The 15,386-nt window shown below is 61.2% G+C and carries 14 protein-coding genes; 2 read left to right on the top strand and 12 right to left on the bottom strand.

The window, feature by feature from the left end:
- Positions 1-758 precede the first annotated feature (758 nt).
- Positions 759-1,685, bottom strand: coding sequence for an aminotransferase class IV (locus JI721_RS02515; RefSeq protein ID WP_274456507.1), 927 nt, complete (start codon positions 1,683-1,685; stop codon positions 759-761).
- Between the two features lie 31 nt (positions 1,686-1,716).
- Between JI721_RS02515 and JI721_RS02520 the strand changes: the two genes are divergently transcribed.
- On the top strand, positions 1,717-2,109 hold the full coding sequence (locus JI721_RS02520; RefSeq protein WP_274456508.1) for a histidine triad nucleotide-binding protein: 393 nt from the start codon (positions 1,717-1,719) through the stop codon (positions 2,107-2,109).
- 110 nt (positions 2,110-2,219) lie between these two features.
- Here JI721_RS02520 and JI721_RS02525 read toward each other — a convergent pair whose 3' ends face one another.
- Together JI721_RS02525 and JI721_RS02530 are read right to left on the bottom strand one after the other, a co-directional pair.
- Positions 2,220-2,675 carry an OsmC family protein gene (locus JI721_RS02525; RefSeq protein ID WP_274457620.1) on the bottom strand — a complete coding sequence of 152 codons (456 nt, stop codon included), beginning with the start codon at positions 2,673-2,675 and terminating at the stop codon, positions 2,220-2,222.
- 128 nt (positions 2,676-2,803) lie between these two features.
- The gene (locus JI721_RS02530) at positions 2,804-3,172 is read right to left on the bottom strand and encodes a cupredoxin domain-containing protein (protein ID WP_274456509.1); all 369 of its coding nucleotides are present in this window, start codon (positions 3,170-3,172) and stop codon (positions 2,804-2,806) included.
- A gap of 322 nt (positions 3,173-3,494) precedes the next feature.
- On the opposite strand from JI721_RS02530, the gene JI721_RS02535 reads away from it, so the two are divergent.
- Entirely contained in the window at positions 3,495-3,848 is a 354-nt protein-coding gene (locus tag JI721_RS02535; protein ID WP_274456510.1) for a VOC family protein, read from the top strand.
- A 93-nt stretch (positions 3,849-3,941) separates the two neighbouring features.
- Here the strand turns inward: JI721_RS02535 and JI721_RS02540 are convergent, their stop codons facing one another.
- From JI721_RS02540 to JI721_RS02580, 9 genes are all read right to left on the bottom strand, one after another.
- Positions 3,942-4,517, bottom strand: coding sequence for a PadR family transcriptional regulator (locus tag JI721_RS02540; RefSeq protein WP_274456511.1), 576 nt, complete (start codon positions 4,515-4,517; stop codon positions 3,942-3,944).
- 8 nt (positions 4,518-4,525) lie between these two features.
- On the bottom strand, positions 4,526-5,317 hold the full coding sequence (locus JI721_RS02545; RefSeq protein ID WP_274456512.1) for a glucose 1-dehydrogenase: 792 nt from the start codon (positions 5,315-5,317) through the stop codon (positions 4,526-4,528).
- Positions 5,314-5,868 (bottom strand): phosphatase PAP2 family protein, encoded by a 555-nt coding sequence (locus JI721_RS02550; protein ID WP_274456513.1) that lies wholly within the window; start codon positions 5,866-5,868, stop codon positions 5,314-5,316. Before JI721_RS02550 ends, JI721_RS02545 begins: the two co-directional genes overlap by 4 nt.
- A gap of 130 nt (positions 5,869-5,998) precedes the next feature.
- Complete coding sequence (locus tag JI721_RS02555) at positions 5,999-7,039, bottom strand: phospholipase D-like domain-containing protein (RefSeq protein WP_274456514.1); 1,041 nt, start codon at positions 7,037-7,039, stop codon at positions 5,999-6,001.
- A gap of 259 nt (positions 7,040-7,298) precedes the next feature.
- Positions 7,299-8,903, bottom strand: a complete 1,605-nt coding sequence (locus JI721_RS02560; protein ID WP_274456515.1) for an APC family permease — start codon at positions 8,901-8,903, stop codon at positions 7,299-7,301.
- Positions 8,904-9,080: 177 nt separating this feature from the next.
- Complete coding sequence (locus JI721_RS02565) at positions 9,081-10,313, bottom strand: mannosyltransferase family protein (protein ID WP_274456516.1); 1,233 nt, start codon at positions 10,311-10,313, stop codon at positions 9,081-9,083.
- Between the two features lie 68 nt (positions 10,314-10,381).
- Positions 10,382-13,618 (bottom strand): DNA polymerase III subunit alpha, encoded by a 3,237-nt coding sequence (locus JI721_RS02570; protein ID WP_274456517.1) that lies wholly within the window; start codon positions 13,616-13,618, stop codon positions 10,382-10,384.
- Between the two features lie 20 nt (positions 13,619-13,638).
- On the bottom strand, positions 13,639-13,881 hold the full coding sequence (locus JI721_RS02575; protein ID WP_274456518.1) for a hypothetical protein: 243 nt from the start codon (positions 13,879-13,881) through the stop codon (positions 13,639-13,641).
- Positions 13,878-15,197 (bottom strand): Y-family DNA polymerase, encoded by a 1,320-nt coding sequence (locus JI721_RS02580; RefSeq protein WP_274456519.1) that lies wholly within the window; start codon positions 15,195-15,197, stop codon positions 13,878-13,880. Before JI721_RS02580 ends, JI721_RS02575 begins: the two co-directional genes overlap by 4 nt.
- Positions 15,198-15,386 lie beyond the last annotated feature (189 nt).

Raw genomic sequence — 15,386 nt, forward strand, 5'->3', positions numbered from 1 at the left:
TCCTTCGCTTTAGGCACCTTTCCTTCCTTAGCGGGGGTCCGGCAGGGCCGGACCGGCCACTTTAGGGAGCCTTTCCTTCCCTCGGCAACCGCAAGCGGGCCGGGCCTCCTCCGCTTTAGGCACCTTTCCTTCCCTCAGCAGCCCCGAGCAGGCCGAGCCTCCTTCGCTTTAGGCACCTTTGCTTCCTTAGCGGGGTCCGGCGCGGCCGGACCGTCCACTTTAGGGAGCCTTTCCTGCCCTCAGCAGCCCCGAGCGGGCCGAGCCTCCTTCGCTTTAGGCACCTTTCCTTCCTTAGCGGGGGTCCGGCAGGGCCGGTCCGGACACTTTAGGGAGCCTTTCCTTCCCTCGCCAGCCCCGAGCGGGCCGGGGCTCCTCCGCTTTAGGCACCTTTCCTTCCTTAGCGGGGGTCCGGCAGGGCCGGTCCGGCCACTTTAGGGAGCCTTTCCTTCCCTCGGCAGCCCCGAGCGGGCCAGGCCTCCTCCGCTTTAGGCACCTTTGCTTCCTTAGCGGCGCTCCGGCGCGGCCGGTCCGGCCACTTTAGGGAGCCTTTCCTGCCCTCGGCAACCGCAAGCGGGCCGGGCCTCCTCCGCTTTAGGCACCTTTGCTACCCTAACCCGTCGGCCATGCCATAAGATCCCGGCCTTTTAGGCACCTTTCCTTCCTTAGCGGCGGTCCGGCCACGGCAAGCTTCGCCTCGCCCAACCTCTCGCCCAACCTCTCGCCCAACCTCTCGCCCAACCTCCCCCCGCGCTCCCCCCTCACGCGAACGTCCGGAAACGGCGGATCTCCTGTGCGAACGCGTCCTGCAGACGTGCGGTCACCGGCCCAGGTGCCGGGCCTTCCCACACGGTCACAGGGCGTTCGACCGCCCGGACAATGACCTCTTCGGCGTCCGCAGGCAGCTCGTGCAGCGCCTGGCGCATGGCCGCATCGACTTTCACGCAGGCAATCGGCTCAATTTCGGTCGTTGTCCCGGTCATGAACACCTCATCGACCGTGCCCAGGTCATCCACCGCGATCGCCTGTTCACGCACTTCCAACCCAAGGGTCTGCGCCAGGTGCAGCACAAACCGCCGCGTGACACCGCCCAGTATGTACCGGTTCGCGGGCGCTGTCCAAAGCACGCCGTCCCGCACGAACCATGCATTGCTGCTGGACCCCTCGGTCACCCAGCCGCTGCGGACCAGCAGAGCCTCATTGGCACCTGCACGGTGTGCAATTTCCTTGGCGATCACGTTCGGCAACAGGTTCAGTGTCTTGATCCACACGTTGGCCCACCGCTCATCCGGCAAGCAGAGCAGGCTGGCCGACGGATTCGGCTCGGCAGGTTGAAACGCGCGAATCGTCATGCTGACGGACGGCTTGGCGGCGGGAAACAAGTGGCCGCGCGGTGCAATTCCCCGCGTTACCTGGAGGTACACCAGGGACTCCGGTTCGCCGCTCCGGCGAATGCCTTCGTTCATCAGCTGCATCCATTCGTCGTCCGTGTGCGGATTTTCAATGCCAATGGCACGCAAACTGCGGCGGAGCCGTTCAAAATGCCATTCCGGCAAAAAGGGACGGCCGCTGTAGACGCGCAGCACTTCATAGACGCCGTCGCCAAACTGGTGGCCGCGTTCGTCAATGGGGATGAGTGCGCGCTCGGGATCGACAAACGTACCGTTCAAGTAGCCTACCGTGGACATGGACTTCCCCCTCCCAGCGGGACAATGTATCATGGATGATGGAACGAGACTTACACACCCTCGCGATCGGAGTGGTTTGATGGAGGACTGCTTGTTCTGCAAAATCGTGAAAGGCGAACTTCCGTCCGAAAAAGTGCTCGAAACCGACGATGTGCTGGCGTTTCAGGACATCCGGCCGACGGCCCCGGTGCACGTGCTCCTCATTCCGAAGAAACACATCCCGTCCGCGCACCACATTCAGCCCGAAGATGCGGAGCTGATTGGACGCATCCACCTGGCAGCCCAGCAGGTGGCGGAAAAAGTCGGCGTCGCGAAAGACGGCTACCGCCTCGTGACAAACATCGGCTTCCACGGCCAACAGACCGTGCATCACCTGCACTACCACCTGGTTGGCGGACGACAGCTGCAGTGGCCTCCCGGTTGAACCCCGGGGGCCTGCGGCCCATCCTGCGGCCGTCCGAGGAGCGTCCGCAGCCGTCCGAGGAGCGTCCGCAGCCGTCCTTCGCGACCCGCCCTCCTTGGCCGCCATGCCCGCTATTCCTCCGCGGACTCAGCACCTTCCTCTTTTCGCATCGGCGGAACCTCCACCCCGTTCAGCACCAGACGCGGCACAATGTGTGCGTTCAGAGAAGCAGAGGCGGAGCAGTACTTTTCTTCGCTCAGGTGAATGGCCCTCCAGGCTTTGGCCGGCTGGACATCGCCCGTCATGGTGTACGTCAGACGAATCTCGGTGAAGGCCTGTGGGTACTCCTCCCTGCGCACGCCCTCAGCCGCGATGCTCAGCGATTCCAGCGGCTGGCGCATGCGTTCGAGAATCATGGTGACGTCGATCCCGGTGCATCCCGTCAACCCCATCAGCAGCAATTCCATGGGGCGGTTGCCGTGATCGTCCCCGCCGTCGTCAACTTTCGCATCCATGTGCACCACGTGCCCCGACGGACCCAGGGATTCGAAGTGCCGTTTTCCATTCCACTTGCTTTCCACACGCATTTCCGGCAACGCTTCGCGCCTCCAATGATCTGACATCCGTGATTCATATCCATTGTAGCGCGAGCGGTCATAAAACTCGATATGGAACGTTGCTGGATGACCGCTCCAAACGCACGTGCGGCAGCACCTTATGGCGTGACCGTGAGCGTACCCTGCATGCCGGGTTCTGGTTGGCCGTTCACATCGGAGTAATAGCGAAAGGTTCCGGTTTTGTCTGGCCGAAACGAGGCGGTGACGTCCTCGCCGGGATTGAGGTTTTGGGTAAAAATATAAAAGTCGGGAATCACCAGGTTGTGCCGCTTGGTCCCCCGGTTGACGACCTCGATTTCCACCAGGCTTCCCCTTTTGGCGGTGAAGGCGGCAGGCGTAATTTGTCCATCGCGGAGCGTTATGTGTGTGGCCGGATTCGCGTACGTGGGCGCCGTGACACACATCGTCCCCGCCAAACAGAGAGCGCTCACGCCCACACCCAGCCCCAGCCGCATCACCCTTTTCATGCAGTTGCGCACCCCTTTGCCGATTCAATGATTGTACGTTGCGCGAACCCATTTCTTCCTATGCACTTTTATTTCCATGTGCACTGTTCTTGCCGCGCATTGTCTGGTCCAGACTGGACACGCCCCTGGCACAGACACGCCCCTGGCACAGACACGCTCACAGCACAGACACGCTCACAGCATAGACACGCTCACAGCATAGACACGCTCACAGCATAGACACGCTCACAGCATAGACACGCTCCTTACATATATTTTGTTTTTATATCTTTGTGATATAATTGTGATGAGGATAAGATAAAAATAAAAGGAGGGAAGGTCCGTGTTCAAAAGTGCCAATGTTACCGTCATGACAGCGGACATGAAGAGGGCGATTCAGTTTTACGTCGAAACCCTGGGGCTCAAGCTGCTCGACGAATTCGAAGGCCACTTTGCACAAGTGCAAGCGCCTGGGCTCACCATTGGACTCCTGCATATCGAGGGAGAGCAAGGTCCAACGCCTGCGCCTTCGGGCAGCATGTCCATTGGCTTTGAGGTCGAGTCTCTGTCGGCCGCCATGGAGACCCTCAAATCCCGCGGCGTCGAATTCCACGACCCTGTGGACGGCGAGGCAGCTCAGGTCGTCCACTTCAACGACCCCGATGGGAATACGCTGTACCTCGTGCGCAGCCGGTAATGGATGCCGCCGTCGCATGAGCCGCCTGCTGGCCAATGGCCGGGAACCCGACGGAACGAAGGTCGATTGGCCCGCAGGTGAAAGCGCTCGTACTCACCCCCGTTCCACCGACTCGCCATGGATTCGATGGTCATGGATTAACCGCAAAACCCATTGTTCATCGAAACGGAGCTTCTCCAGCCGATGCCGGAAAAAGATGAGGATGTACTTCTGCTCCCCAGCGGGAATCCGGTCGTCCTGGCTCGCGGCCGCAATTCGCTCTTCCTCATGGCGAATTTCATACCGCAGATAATCCTTGTACTGGTGCAGAATCAAGTACTGTAGTTCTCGCGGAATCAGTTCGAAGTTCTTCAATTTCACATAAAAGTGCAGCTCATACTCAGGCGAATACGGAATCGGTTCTTCCATCAAGCGGAAGAAACGCAGTCTCCCTTCCTCTGATATCTGATACATTTTTTTCTTTTTTCCTCTGCCCTGCTTGACACCGGCGGCTTCTTCATCCGGGACTTGCTCGATAAGCCCGTCTGCAACCATGCTGTGAATGAGGGGATACAGCACGCCCCAGCTGATTTTTCGTGTCGGCCCGAGAATGGCGTTCAAAATCTGATGCAGCAGATACCCGTGCATCGGGCTGTTCATTAATTCACCGAGTATGAACAATTCATTCATGCGTGTGGCTACTCCTCGTAAATCATTTTTCGGGTCATCCCGCCATCCACCACCAGGTTGGTGCCAGTCATGAAACCAGCACGCGGACTCGCCAGATACAAACACAATTCAGCAATGTCTTCGGGGTTGCCGACACGCCCGACCGGGTGCTGGGCGAGATCGCCAGGTGTATGAACGGGACGCTCCCGCTTGCTCGACTTCTGGTAATCCCGAACCTCAATCCACCCAGGGCTAATCGCGTTCACGCGAACTTTGGGTCCCAAACTGACCGCCAGCGCGTGGGTGAGGGCCACGATGCCTCCCTTGGACGCGCTGTACGGCTCGGTGTTTGGTTCGGACATGAGCGCCCGCGTCGAAGCCATGTTGATGATGACCCCCGGGTTGGCCTGCATCAGCGCCGGGGCGCAGTATTTCGCCATCATGTACGGCCCGCGCAGGTTGATGGAGATGATACGGTCCCACTCCTCCACCGTGCGCTCCAGAATAGATTTTGTATCAAACACGCCCGCATTGTTCACCAGAACGTCGATCCGCCCAAAGGACCGCAGGACTTCGTCCACCAGCCGCTTTACATCCACCTCGGCGGAGACGTCCGTCCGAACAAACATGGCCCGCGTCCCCGCAGCCTGCAGGCGCAGCAGGTGTTCGCGGCCCGCTTCCTCATCCACATCGGCGATCACGACGGCAGCACGCGCCCTCCCGAACGCCGCGCTCACAGCAGCACCAATGCCCTGCGCCCCGCCCGTCACAATCACAACCTTGTCGGCGAATTCCCCGGCGCTGTTCATATGGTCGTTCATGCGGCACCTCCGATGACCAGCCGGATCACCATCGCCACCAGCGTACCATGCAGAACGCCGCCGATGATGTCCGTGAGATAGTGTAACCCTCCGTAGATACGGGACAGGCACAAGAGGATGGCGAGCACGTAGAGAATGTCCCGATATCCGGGCACCAGCCCCATCCCCACCGCGAGGGCGAAAGCCCCGGTGGCATGATTGCTCGGGAAAGCCTTTCCTGGTTCATGCCACACCAAGGCTGGAAAAACGTCTCGTTCAAAGGGCCGCTCGCGGTCGACCCAGCGTGAAATGGGCTCGTTCACAACCCGCGCCAGCATCGCCGCCACGACCGAGCAGATGCCGCCTGCGCCGGCGGTGCGGTGTTCGGCGGGCGTGAGCCCAACCCCCGCGACCGCCATCGTGATGACGAGCAGCATCACGATGGGCGTCCACTTTGCCACGACGGCGGCGAAAGCGTCAAGCCAGGGGGCATGCCCCCACAGGGCGCGCGACCAGGTGACAAATTGCTCGTCCAGTTTTGATTGCCACGCCTGACTGCTTTGCGCCGGCACAGTGCGACCTCCTTCAAGCGGCTCCACACGGGGTCGTGCGGCTTCCATAACTTCCTTTCCTTCGTTTGCTCCATGCGCGAACGGCCATCATCTCGTGCGAATGGCGGTGCCGCGCATGGCACCAGTCTCGCTAAAACTCCTGCCTGCTCGTCGCGGACGGAGAGTCCGAGCCGCGCGCAAGCTGGGCGGACAGGTTCTGCTGAAAGGCAGCATCAAACAGCGGAACGTCTCTTAATTCTACATCGCCCTCATGATTGTATGTGTACGCCTGGTGACTGAAATTCGCGCTGCCAATGAGAAATACCTTGCCCTCGTCCACATCCAGAATTTTCGCGTGCATCAGTTCCCCGTTGTACGGCTGATAGTAACGAACCGTAGCCCCGGCCGCTTTGAGCGCATCAGCGCTGCTGCGGTTGTAGGACTGCGACGGGTCCAGCAGCACCTCAACCTGCACACCCCGCTGGCAAGCCGCGAGAAGTGCCGACAAAACGCCGTGATCGGACAAATCGAAGGCCTCCAAGGACACCCGTTTGGTCGCCTGCTGAATCGCCTGCTCGACCACCTGCTCCGTTTGCCGGTCGTCAATCAGCGGCAGCTGATAGCCAGGTGCTGGCGCGGGCTGACCCGCGGCGCGCTGCCAATCCCAGCGAAACAGGGCGATAAAGGACGAGTTCGCATTGGCGATCACGACCGACGCGTCGTTGTTGTTCCAGCTCTGAGCGCCAAAGTTCATGCCGCCAATCAGCACAGTGCCGTCCGCAATCAGCATTTTGATGTGCGAGATGCCGCGAGGCACGTTGAAGGCTTCTACCGGCACGCCGTCGTGCTGCAGGGTGGGCATCCCCGTCTTTTGCGAGTGGGGCTCCGTGGCATCCACAATGACACGCACATCGACACCGCGCCGCCGCGCCGCTGACAGGGCGTTCAAAATATCCGTGTCGGACAGCTCGTACATATCCAGATAACACACGTGCTGTGCACTTTCAATGAGTTTCAATGCAGATGCCTTGACGTCCTGCCCCCAGTCCAGCGTCATCCCTTTGTCGGTGACGGGGGCAGGTGTATGGCTGGTCTCGCCGGCAGACGCAACGCCGCAGCCGGACGCCAGCAGAACCGGCAGTGCCAAAAGCAGATGGGACAAACGCAGATGGGACAAACGCTTGCTCGACATGGAAACACCTCAAACCTCGGCTGGCCAAACCGGATTCGCGCGTATCCTTAGAATTCCATGAACCAGCACGGCGCTCCTGTTTTCGATGGTTTACATCCCATCACACTTTGAGGAATTCCCCGGTTTTCAAGTGGCTTTCCTCACCCTCATAATCAACCGCCCCTCAGCATCAAACTGCTGAGGGGCGGCACTTGTGCAATCCCTGAATAGAATCCGGTTTTTAGAAAACCAGGAAGTGGTTCGTCGAACGCGGCCTCACTTATACGTCTGCCGCATTGACGGCCAGTACTTCCTCATCATCTGTGTCAATTTCGGGCTTCTTCATCGCGCTGTTGACACCCCAGTAGTAGATGATGAGCGCGCCAACGGCCACGATGAGGTCGTCCACGCCGTTCGGCAGGACAGGCTTCGCGCCTGTCGGCAGTTGATAATTGCCAAGCCGCGAGACGACAAGCATGAAGACGTAGTACACAACCAACCATGCGCCCGTCTTCCAGTCGGACTTGAGCCGGTTCCGCGTACCTTCACGATCGATGAAGGCGAAGTACAGGACCAGCGACGCCAGCACCATCCCAATGATTTCGAAGTTGGTGGTCCAACCGCTCCAGTAAATGATGAGCGAAGCCGCGATGAAGGCGAGTGGTGAAACGATGCTTATCGCGCCTAAGCGGAACGGACGCTCCATGTCCGGTGCCGTCTTGCGGAGGGAAGCCAATGAAATCGGGCCTACCATGTAGGTCAAGACGGTCGCGGATGTCACGTTACCCACCAAGCCAGACCAGAAGCTCTGGTGTGCTGGCAAAATCCATGCAATGGACAACAACAGCGAGAGCCAAAGTGCGCCACGCGGAATGCCGGTGCGAGCATCCACCTTCCGGAACCAGGTGTAGAACAGGCCTGTGCGAGCCCATGCAAACAGTACACGCGTCGTGCCAGAAAGGTAAATGTTCCCTGTACCGGAGGGTGAAATCACGGCGTCGACGAAGATGACGTTCATGAGCCACAAAGCGCCGAGCGACTGTGCCAATTCGGCATAAGGCGCCTGCGTAAACGTCAAGCCTGCCCAGCCGGCTTTCAGCAACTGACCGTGCGGTACCGCGCCGAGGTACGCAAACTGCAGCAACAGATACAAGAGCGTTGCCAGCAGGATGGCGAAGATAATGGCCAACGGAATATCGCGCTGCGGCCGTTTGGATTCTGCACCAAAGTCGACCGCCTGACGGAAACCAAGGTAGGCAAACGCGATACCAGACATGGAAACCGCCTGGAAGACACCCGCCGTACCGCCGGGTTTCGCACCGCCAACAGCCAGGTTTGAGCCATGGAAATGCGTGAACAGAACCACGATGGTGAGCAGCGGAACCAAGAACTTAATGGCAGTGATGACCGTATTGAACTTTCCGAATACGTTGACGCTCCAGTAGTTCAATAAAAAGAAGAACACCAAAAGTGCAATTTCGACCACAAAGCCCCAGAACGTCGGGCCCTGCGCCTTGGTGCCGAGCGCCGGCAGCCAGGTCGCGGCGTATCCTCGTACGGCTTCCACCTCAATACCAGCAACGCTTGAATAGGCGAGCATCGCGGTGAACCCAATGAGGTAGCCCACCAACGTCCCGTGTGTGTACTGCGGATACCGAACAAATCCACCGGCTCGGGGCATCGCACTGCCTAATTCGGCATAAACCAGTCCGATAAGAATAAAAGCGACGCCGCCGATGAGCCAAGAGATCCACGCGTTGGAACCAGCAAAAATCGACGCTTCGTTGGCTGCAAACAGCCAACCGGATCCAATAATTGACCCGAGTCCCAACAGTGTCAGATCAAGTAGGTTTAATCTCCTTTTGAACCCCCCTGATGATTGCATGAAGTCTCTCCTTTCCCTGAAGGTTTTTCAGTACAGGCTCAGATTATCACGGATATATCAGATAAATCAATTGGATTTTAACTGTTGAACAGTGAGAATCGTCGACACAATGTAGATCATGCTGCTTTTTGTCGCATACCCGTGCGGAGACGGTGGCTGCACACTCCCGGAATCCTATTACGCGATAAAACTCCCCGCACAAAACGAACCATACACGACGCAGAATGCGAGGACACTGACAGCGACAGCACAGACACACGCGGTGCGTGAACGAAGCCGGTGCGCGAGATAGGCGAACATCGGGTACATCGCCAGGTCGAATCTCGGAACACTGAGCAGGTAGTCCCAATTCTGCTGGCCGGGTCCCGTGCCGGCGGGCGTAGCGGTCACGATGCAAAGAAAGGCCAGGAAGTAGATGAGGGTTCCGCGCTGGTGTGCCGAAGACCGGGCAAAGCGAAGCCCCGCCAGGAACCCCAGCAGCAACAGCAGCCAGCACAGGAACTCGAGTGCGTGGTACGGCAGGAGTGCTCCCCCGTGCGGATGCGTCAACTGGACCAGCGCACGCCACAGCGTCTCCCACGGTGCCATGTAGGTGCGGTTCCACAGCTTTTCCGCATGCGTAAAGGCCAGGTAGTAGCCCGTGTGCACTTTCAGCCAGACCAGGTAGGCGGCAAGGCATACCACCGGAACCGCCAAACGCAACGCGCGCAGATTGAGGCCGGCCCACCAGGCGCGTGTCCACCACCGCCAGCCGATCCCTCTGTCAGCCACATAGTCGAACAGCAAAATGACCGTCAGAAAAATCCCCGTGTTGCGTGTCAGCGCAGCGAGTCCAACGCAGAGCCCTGCGGTTCCGAAGCGCCCTCGGCTGGACGCGTAGACGCCGAGGACAGACAGCGCCAAAAACAGCGACTCTGTGTAAACGGCGCGGAAAAAGAAGGCTGTCGGAAACAGCGCCAGCAGCGTCATGCCGAGCCAAGCGGTGCGCCAGCCAAATTGTTGATTCGCCCAGAGGCCGAAAACAAACAGCGCAACAAGAAAAGACGCGAGCGAAAGGAGCAGTCCGCAGACCGTATCGCCGATGCCCGTCGCCAGGTGCAGCAGCCAGATGAGCGCAGGGTATAGCGGAAAGAAAGCCGTGTGCGCGATATCGGTATAGCCGTGCTGAGCAATCTGAAGCAGCCACCCGCTGTCCCACTGCGACAAATTCTGGATGAACAGCCCTCGCCACAGGATGCGGTGATGTTGAAAATGGTCGATCACGATGCCAACGCAGAGCATGAGCAGCTGTTGCATCGCCGCAAGCCCGACCGTCAGCTGTCCGATGCGTTGGACCGCCGCCCTTGGGTTTGTCTTGGGCGCTGTCGATTTCGGCGGTTCGTAGACCGCGGCTTCCACTGGAAAATTCATGAAAATCCTCCTGCATACTGCAGCCTGTGTCGTGTGACGCACCCGATTGGGCAGGTTCTATTCTAGCGCTAGAGGGTGGCCAGCGGCCATACCCGTGTGACGATGAGCTGCGGCTTGCCGCCGCCGCGCCGTTGTACGTGCCCTTCGACACCAACCAACCGGCCATAGGGCGTGAACAGAATGGCGCCGCAGGCATGGTAGACCGCCTCGAACATGGTGGCATCGACAAACCCTGTCTCATCCTCCACGGTGAAAAACACGGTCGTCTTCCCGCTCTTGGTGGGCGGGCGATGGGGCCGAACCACCAATCCCGCGATCGCGATGAGCGCTCCGTCCTCGAACGCGCCCACGTCTTCCGCGGCCACATACCCCTCGGCCCGCGCCCAGGGCCTGAACAGGTCCATCCAGTGCCTCGTCGTACCCACGCCGACTAGACGATACTCATCCGCCAGGCGCTCGGCCAGCGAGAACTCGGGTCCGCCGTCCGCTTCCGCCTGCGTGAACAGTGTCTCTGCCGGCAGGTTTCGTTCCGCGATCCACACCGGGAGTTCCCACAGCAGGCTGCGGCGTTTGCCGGCATACAGCGTGTCGAACGCCCCTGCGCGAATCAGGTGCTCTGTCATCAAGCGGTCAAGCGAAGGCACCCGGCGCAGCACATCGGGTACGGAGCGGAAGGGGCCGTGCGCAGCCCGCTCCGTACACAGGGCCTCCGCCGTCGCTTGCCGAAACCCTTTCAGCAGACAAAACCCCAGCCGAATGGCCGGCTGCGGTTGGGCTTCGCCGGCCCCCGCGGCTCCCTTTGCGCCCGGCGTACCGGCACCCGTCACCACCGTGCACCCCCACTCACTGCGGTTGATATCGAGGCCAAGCATCGCGATGCCGCGCCGGCGGGCCTCCGCGCAAATCACGTGGACCGGATAGTAGCCCATCGGGTACTGATTGAGAATCGCCGCGAAAAACTCCGCCGGGTAGTGTTTGACGAGGTACGCCGTCTTGTAGGCGGTAACCGCAAACGCCGCTGCGTGTGCCTCGCAGAACCCGTAGCTCGCATACCCCTGAATATACGAGAAGATGGTGGCGGCCACTTCGGGATCGACCCCGGCCGCCGCAGCCTTCTCCAGAAACTTCCGGCCGATTTTCTCCATCTCCGCGGCCGACCGGGCATGGCTCATCACACGCCGCAGCTGGTCCGCTTCGCCAGGCGTAAAGTTGGCGATCGCGGTCGCGATCTCGATGACCTGCTCCTGGAACAGCACCACCCCGTACGTTTTGCCGAGGATAGGCTCCAGCTTCGGGTGCAGGTACGACACCGCCGCCTGCCCGCGGCGGCGCTCCAGGAACGGATCGACCATGTTGCCCTTGATGGGCCCCGGCCGAATCAGCGCCACGCTGGCCACGATGTCCTCCAGCCCCTCCGGGTGCAGCCGTGCCTGCAGCGCCCGCTGCGCCGGGCTCTCCAGCTGAAAGACGCCAATCGTGTCGCCCGTGCCAAGCATTTCAAACGTCTTTGCATCGTCAAGCGGGATGCGGTCGTAGTCGATGACCTCCCCCTGCCGCGCGCGCAGGCGAATCGCGTCGTCCACCGCCGACATGGTGCGCAGCGACAGCAAGTCGAGTTTCACGAGGCCCACGTCCTCCACCGCATCCTTGTCGAACGGCGTGATGAGCTCCCCTTTGGCGGACGGCTGCAGTGAGGTGATTTGCAAGAGCGGCCTGCGGCTGATCACGACGCCGCCCACGTGCATCCCGAAATGCCGCGGAAACCCGGCGATGTGCGCGGACAGTTTCCACAGCCACGGCAGCTGCTTTCGGAAGCGGGCGAGCTCCTTCAACTCCGGGACGCGGTCGAACAGCCCCTCAAGGCCGTCGGCGTGTGCCCCCCATGGCACCCGCTTGGCCAGCGTGTCCAGCAACTGCGCTGGCATCCCGAGCGCCTTCCCCACCTCGCGGATGGCCGAGCGGCCGCGAAACGTCTGGTAGGTGGCGACGCGCGCAACGTGATCGCGCCCGTACTTTCGGTACACATAGTCCATCACTTCGTCGCGGCGGCGGCTGTCGAAGTCGATGTCGATGTCCGGCTTCTCCGCCCGCTCGAGACTCATGAACCGCTCGAACAAGAGCCCCCGCCCCGCCGCGTCCACGTCTGTGATGTAGAGGCAGTACGCAACCGCCGAGTCCGCCGCAGACCCGCGCCCGGCACAGCGGATGTGCCGCTTGCGCGCGAAGTTCACGATGTCCCAGACCACGAGGAAGTAATCGACATAGCCAAGCCGTTCGATGATGGCCAGTTCGTGATCGAGCCGCTCACGGAGCGCCGCATCGACCGCCGGATACCGCTCGGCGGCGCCCTGGTAGACGAGATCACGCAGGAATTGGGCCGTATTTTGCGGGGGAACGGCGGCCTGCCCGGCGGTGGTCCGCCCCGCAATGGTCCGCCCCGCAACAGCCTGCCCGGCGGCGGCCGCGTCCAGCTGCGCCATCTGCCCCAAATCGAACGTTGGAAACGCGGCCTCGTCCAGGCGCAGCACCACCTGGCAGCGCTGCGCAATGAGAAGGGTATTCGCCATGGCCCGCGGCCAAGGCGCAAACCTTCGCTCCGCCTCGTCGGCGTCGAACAGGAACTGGGCAAAATTCAGCGGCCGATCCGCATGCGGCGTGCGGATGTCACAGCCCACGCGCATGCAGGTGAGGATGTCGTGCACCGGGGCCTGCGCAGGCGTCGCATAGTGGACATTGCCGGCGGCGACAATCGGGACACCGCACGCGTTCGCCAGCTCGGCCAGCCGTTTGTTGAGGCGGTGCGTGCCGGGGTAGTCGTCCCCCTGTAATTCAATGTAGAACGAGCGGGGAAACGCGTCCCGAAACAGGCAGGCCACCCGTTTGGCTGCCTCAAACCGGCCGTGCAGAAGGTGCTGGACAATCCGTCCCCGGCGGCACCCGGACAGCACAATCAGCCCCGGTGTGTGCGTGAGCAGGGCGGTATCTGGCACCCGCGGATCGCGCCGCCGCACCTCCCCTTCATGCGCAATCGTCAACAGGCGGCAGAGGTTCTCATACCCTTGCGGCGTCTCCGCCAGCACGGTCAGGTGGCTGCCGTCTTCCAACGTGAGTTCCGCGCCGGAAATCGGCTTGATGCCATAACTGGCAGCCCAGCGGTGAAACGAGGGCAGCCCGGCGATGGTATTGTGGTCAGTCAAGGCCAGCGCAGCCATCCCCTGCATCGACGCCTGCGCCACCAGAGACTCAATCGAAGATGCGCCGTCCAGAAACGAGAACGGTGAGTGACAGTGCAAGTGCACAAACACAGCCAAGCCCCCTTTCCCCATCAGTCCCACACGCGGTAGAGCCACCACTGGCCGTCCGCCGACTCCACATCAAACACGCCGCCGTCATCCGTCAGCACGCGCTGCACGTGCCGCTCCCCCTCTCCGTTCCACCACGCGCCCATCTCCGACCAGGTGTCGATGATGTCCACGACAAACCGCACCGCCTGGTCGTCGCGAAACCACAGCAGCTTGCCGCTCGTTTCCGCAGCTGCCTCCACCTGGCGCCGGACGATCCGCGTCATGGCCGATGCACCGTTCCATTCGGCGCGCCGCCTGCCCTCGTTCCCAACACCGCACCCACCGCTGACCCCGTGCCCGTCCCCAACACCGCCTGCAGGCGAAGTTCACGAAATCCCGGCCTCATCCCGATGCGAATCCCGTTTGGGTACTTCCGATTCACCTGGCCCACCAGCTTCCGAAGGTTCTCCCCCACCGTGCCATCCGCCTGCATCAGCGCGCCATCCCGCACTTCCCACCGCAGCTGGATGGACGAGCACGGCCGGAGATCACGCCCGTACACCGTCACCGATTCCAGCCGCGATTCTGTACATGTCTCGAGCCCCTGCCCCAACTGTGCCAGAATCGTCTCCCGGCGCCAGGTCGGCCGCTTCATCAGGCGTTCAAACCCCCCGCTGCCGGCATCCGTTTCCCACCGAACGCCGATGGCGAGCGCTCCCAACTCCGCCCGCTCCAGCTGCATCGACAGGGCACTCGCAAGCGTCTCCACCAGCGCGGGCAAGTGCCGGCGGTCGACCGGCTCATCCACATTGGCCCGCCATGTCTCAGCCCGCTCCGGGGGCGGATAATTCACGCGCACGGTCTGGGCCGCATCTGGCTGCAACAGGTGCAGCCAGCCAAAAGCCTCCTTGCCGAAATGCCTGCGCAGCCGGTCCGCGCCGACTTCCGTCAGTTCGCCCAGCCGCCTCACCCCAAACTGCAGCAAGGCCGTCCGTGCCTGTTCTGGCAGCAGCCACATCGCCTGTATCGGCAGCCGCCCAATCCAGGCGCCAAACCGCAGGCTGGCAGCGGGCTGTCGTCCAGCGGCAGCCTGTACTTCCACCGCGATGCCCGGCGAGACAATCAACTGCTGCCGCCCCGCCTTTCGGTACAAGGCTGCTGGGACCCGTTCCCACCGGCTCCACTCCACCAACGCCCGCGCCAGGAAGGGTGTTTCCGCCAAGCCAGTACGCACCCGCTGTTCATCGGACAAGAGGCCATCCAGCTGCTGAAGAAGCAGCCGCACTTCCCGGAGCGGTGCCGCCCTCCCGGGCATCTGAAGGAAAAACGCGTCGTGATTAACCGTCTCCAGCCACGGTGAAAATTTCCAGATGGTGCGCCACACGGCTTCCATCACGGGCTCAGGCTGCGCCGATTCCGGACAGCAGACAACATCCGAAACCAGTGCTTCCGCTGTCGCCTGCCGCATCCCCGGCCGGATCCCCCGCATTCGCGCGGAAACAGAAGCGTCCGTCACAATGCCCTGACGGACACTGGCCCAAACCGGATGCGCACAGGCTGCGCGAACGCCTTCTCCCTGCCCAAACAGCGCATATTTCATATGAGAACACCTCGCCAAAACGCGAACATATGTTCTGATCACGCGCTCTGATTAGGACACCTTGGTTGGAATTGCAGAAACGCATGCATTGAGCAATCTCCCAAACCATTCCTTCGGATTTTGTCGCCGGTTGAATCGGTAGCAGAACTCGTTCAATGACTTTCATCCTTGCGAACTGCGGATTCCCGT

Source organism: Alicyclobacillus cycloheptanicus (assembly GCF_028751525.1).
GTDB classification, from domain to species: Bacteria; Bacillota; Bacilli; order Alicyclobacillales; family Alicyclobacillaceae; genus Alicyclobacillus_L; species Alicyclobacillus_L cycloheptanicus.

Coding starts and splice junctions, on each gene's coding strand:
- JI721_RS02575 (WP_274456518.1), bottom strand. CDS start 13,881: ATGACGCGGATCGTCCGGCGCCAGGTGGAGGCAGCTGCGGAAACGAGC.
- JI721_RS02540 (WP_274456511.1), bottom strand. CDS start 4,517: ATGAATGAATTGTTCATACTCGGTGAATTAATGAACAGCCCGATGCAC.
- JI721_RS02565 (WP_274456516.1), bottom strand. CDS start 10,313: ATGAATTTTCCAGTGGAAGCCGCGGTCTACGAACCGCCGAAATCGACA.
- JI721_RS02515 (WP_274456507.1), bottom strand. CDS start 1,685: ATGTCCACGGTAGGCTACTTGAACGGTACGTTTGTCGATCCCGAGCGC.
- JI721_RS02530 (WP_274456509.1), bottom strand. CDS start 3,172: ATGAAAAGGGTGATGCGGCTGGGGCTGGGTGTGGGCGTGAGCGCTCTC.
- JI721_RS02555 (WP_274456514.1), bottom strand. CDS start 7,039: ATGTCGAGCAAGCGTTTGTCCCATCTGCGTTTGTCCCATCTGCTTTTG.
- JI721_RS02560 (WP_274456515.1), bottom strand. CDS start 8,903: ATGCAATCATCAGGGGGGTTCAAAAGGAGATTAAACCTACTTGATCTG.
- JI721_RS02580 (WP_274456519.1), bottom strand. CDS start 15,197: ATGAAATATGCGCTGTTTGGGCAGGGAGAAGGCGTTCGCGCAGCCTGT.
- JI721_RS02525 (WP_274457620.1), bottom strand. CDS start 2,675: ATGCGTGTGGAAAGCAAGTGGAATGGAAAACGGCACTTCGAATCCCTG.
- JI721_RS02545 (WP_274456512.1), bottom strand. CDS start 5,317: ATGAACGACCATATGAACAGCGCCGGGGAATTCGCCGACAAGGTTGTG.
- JI721_RS02520 (WP_274456508.1), top strand. CDS start 1,717: ATGGATGATGGAACGAGACTTACACACCCTCGCGATCGGAGTGGTTTG.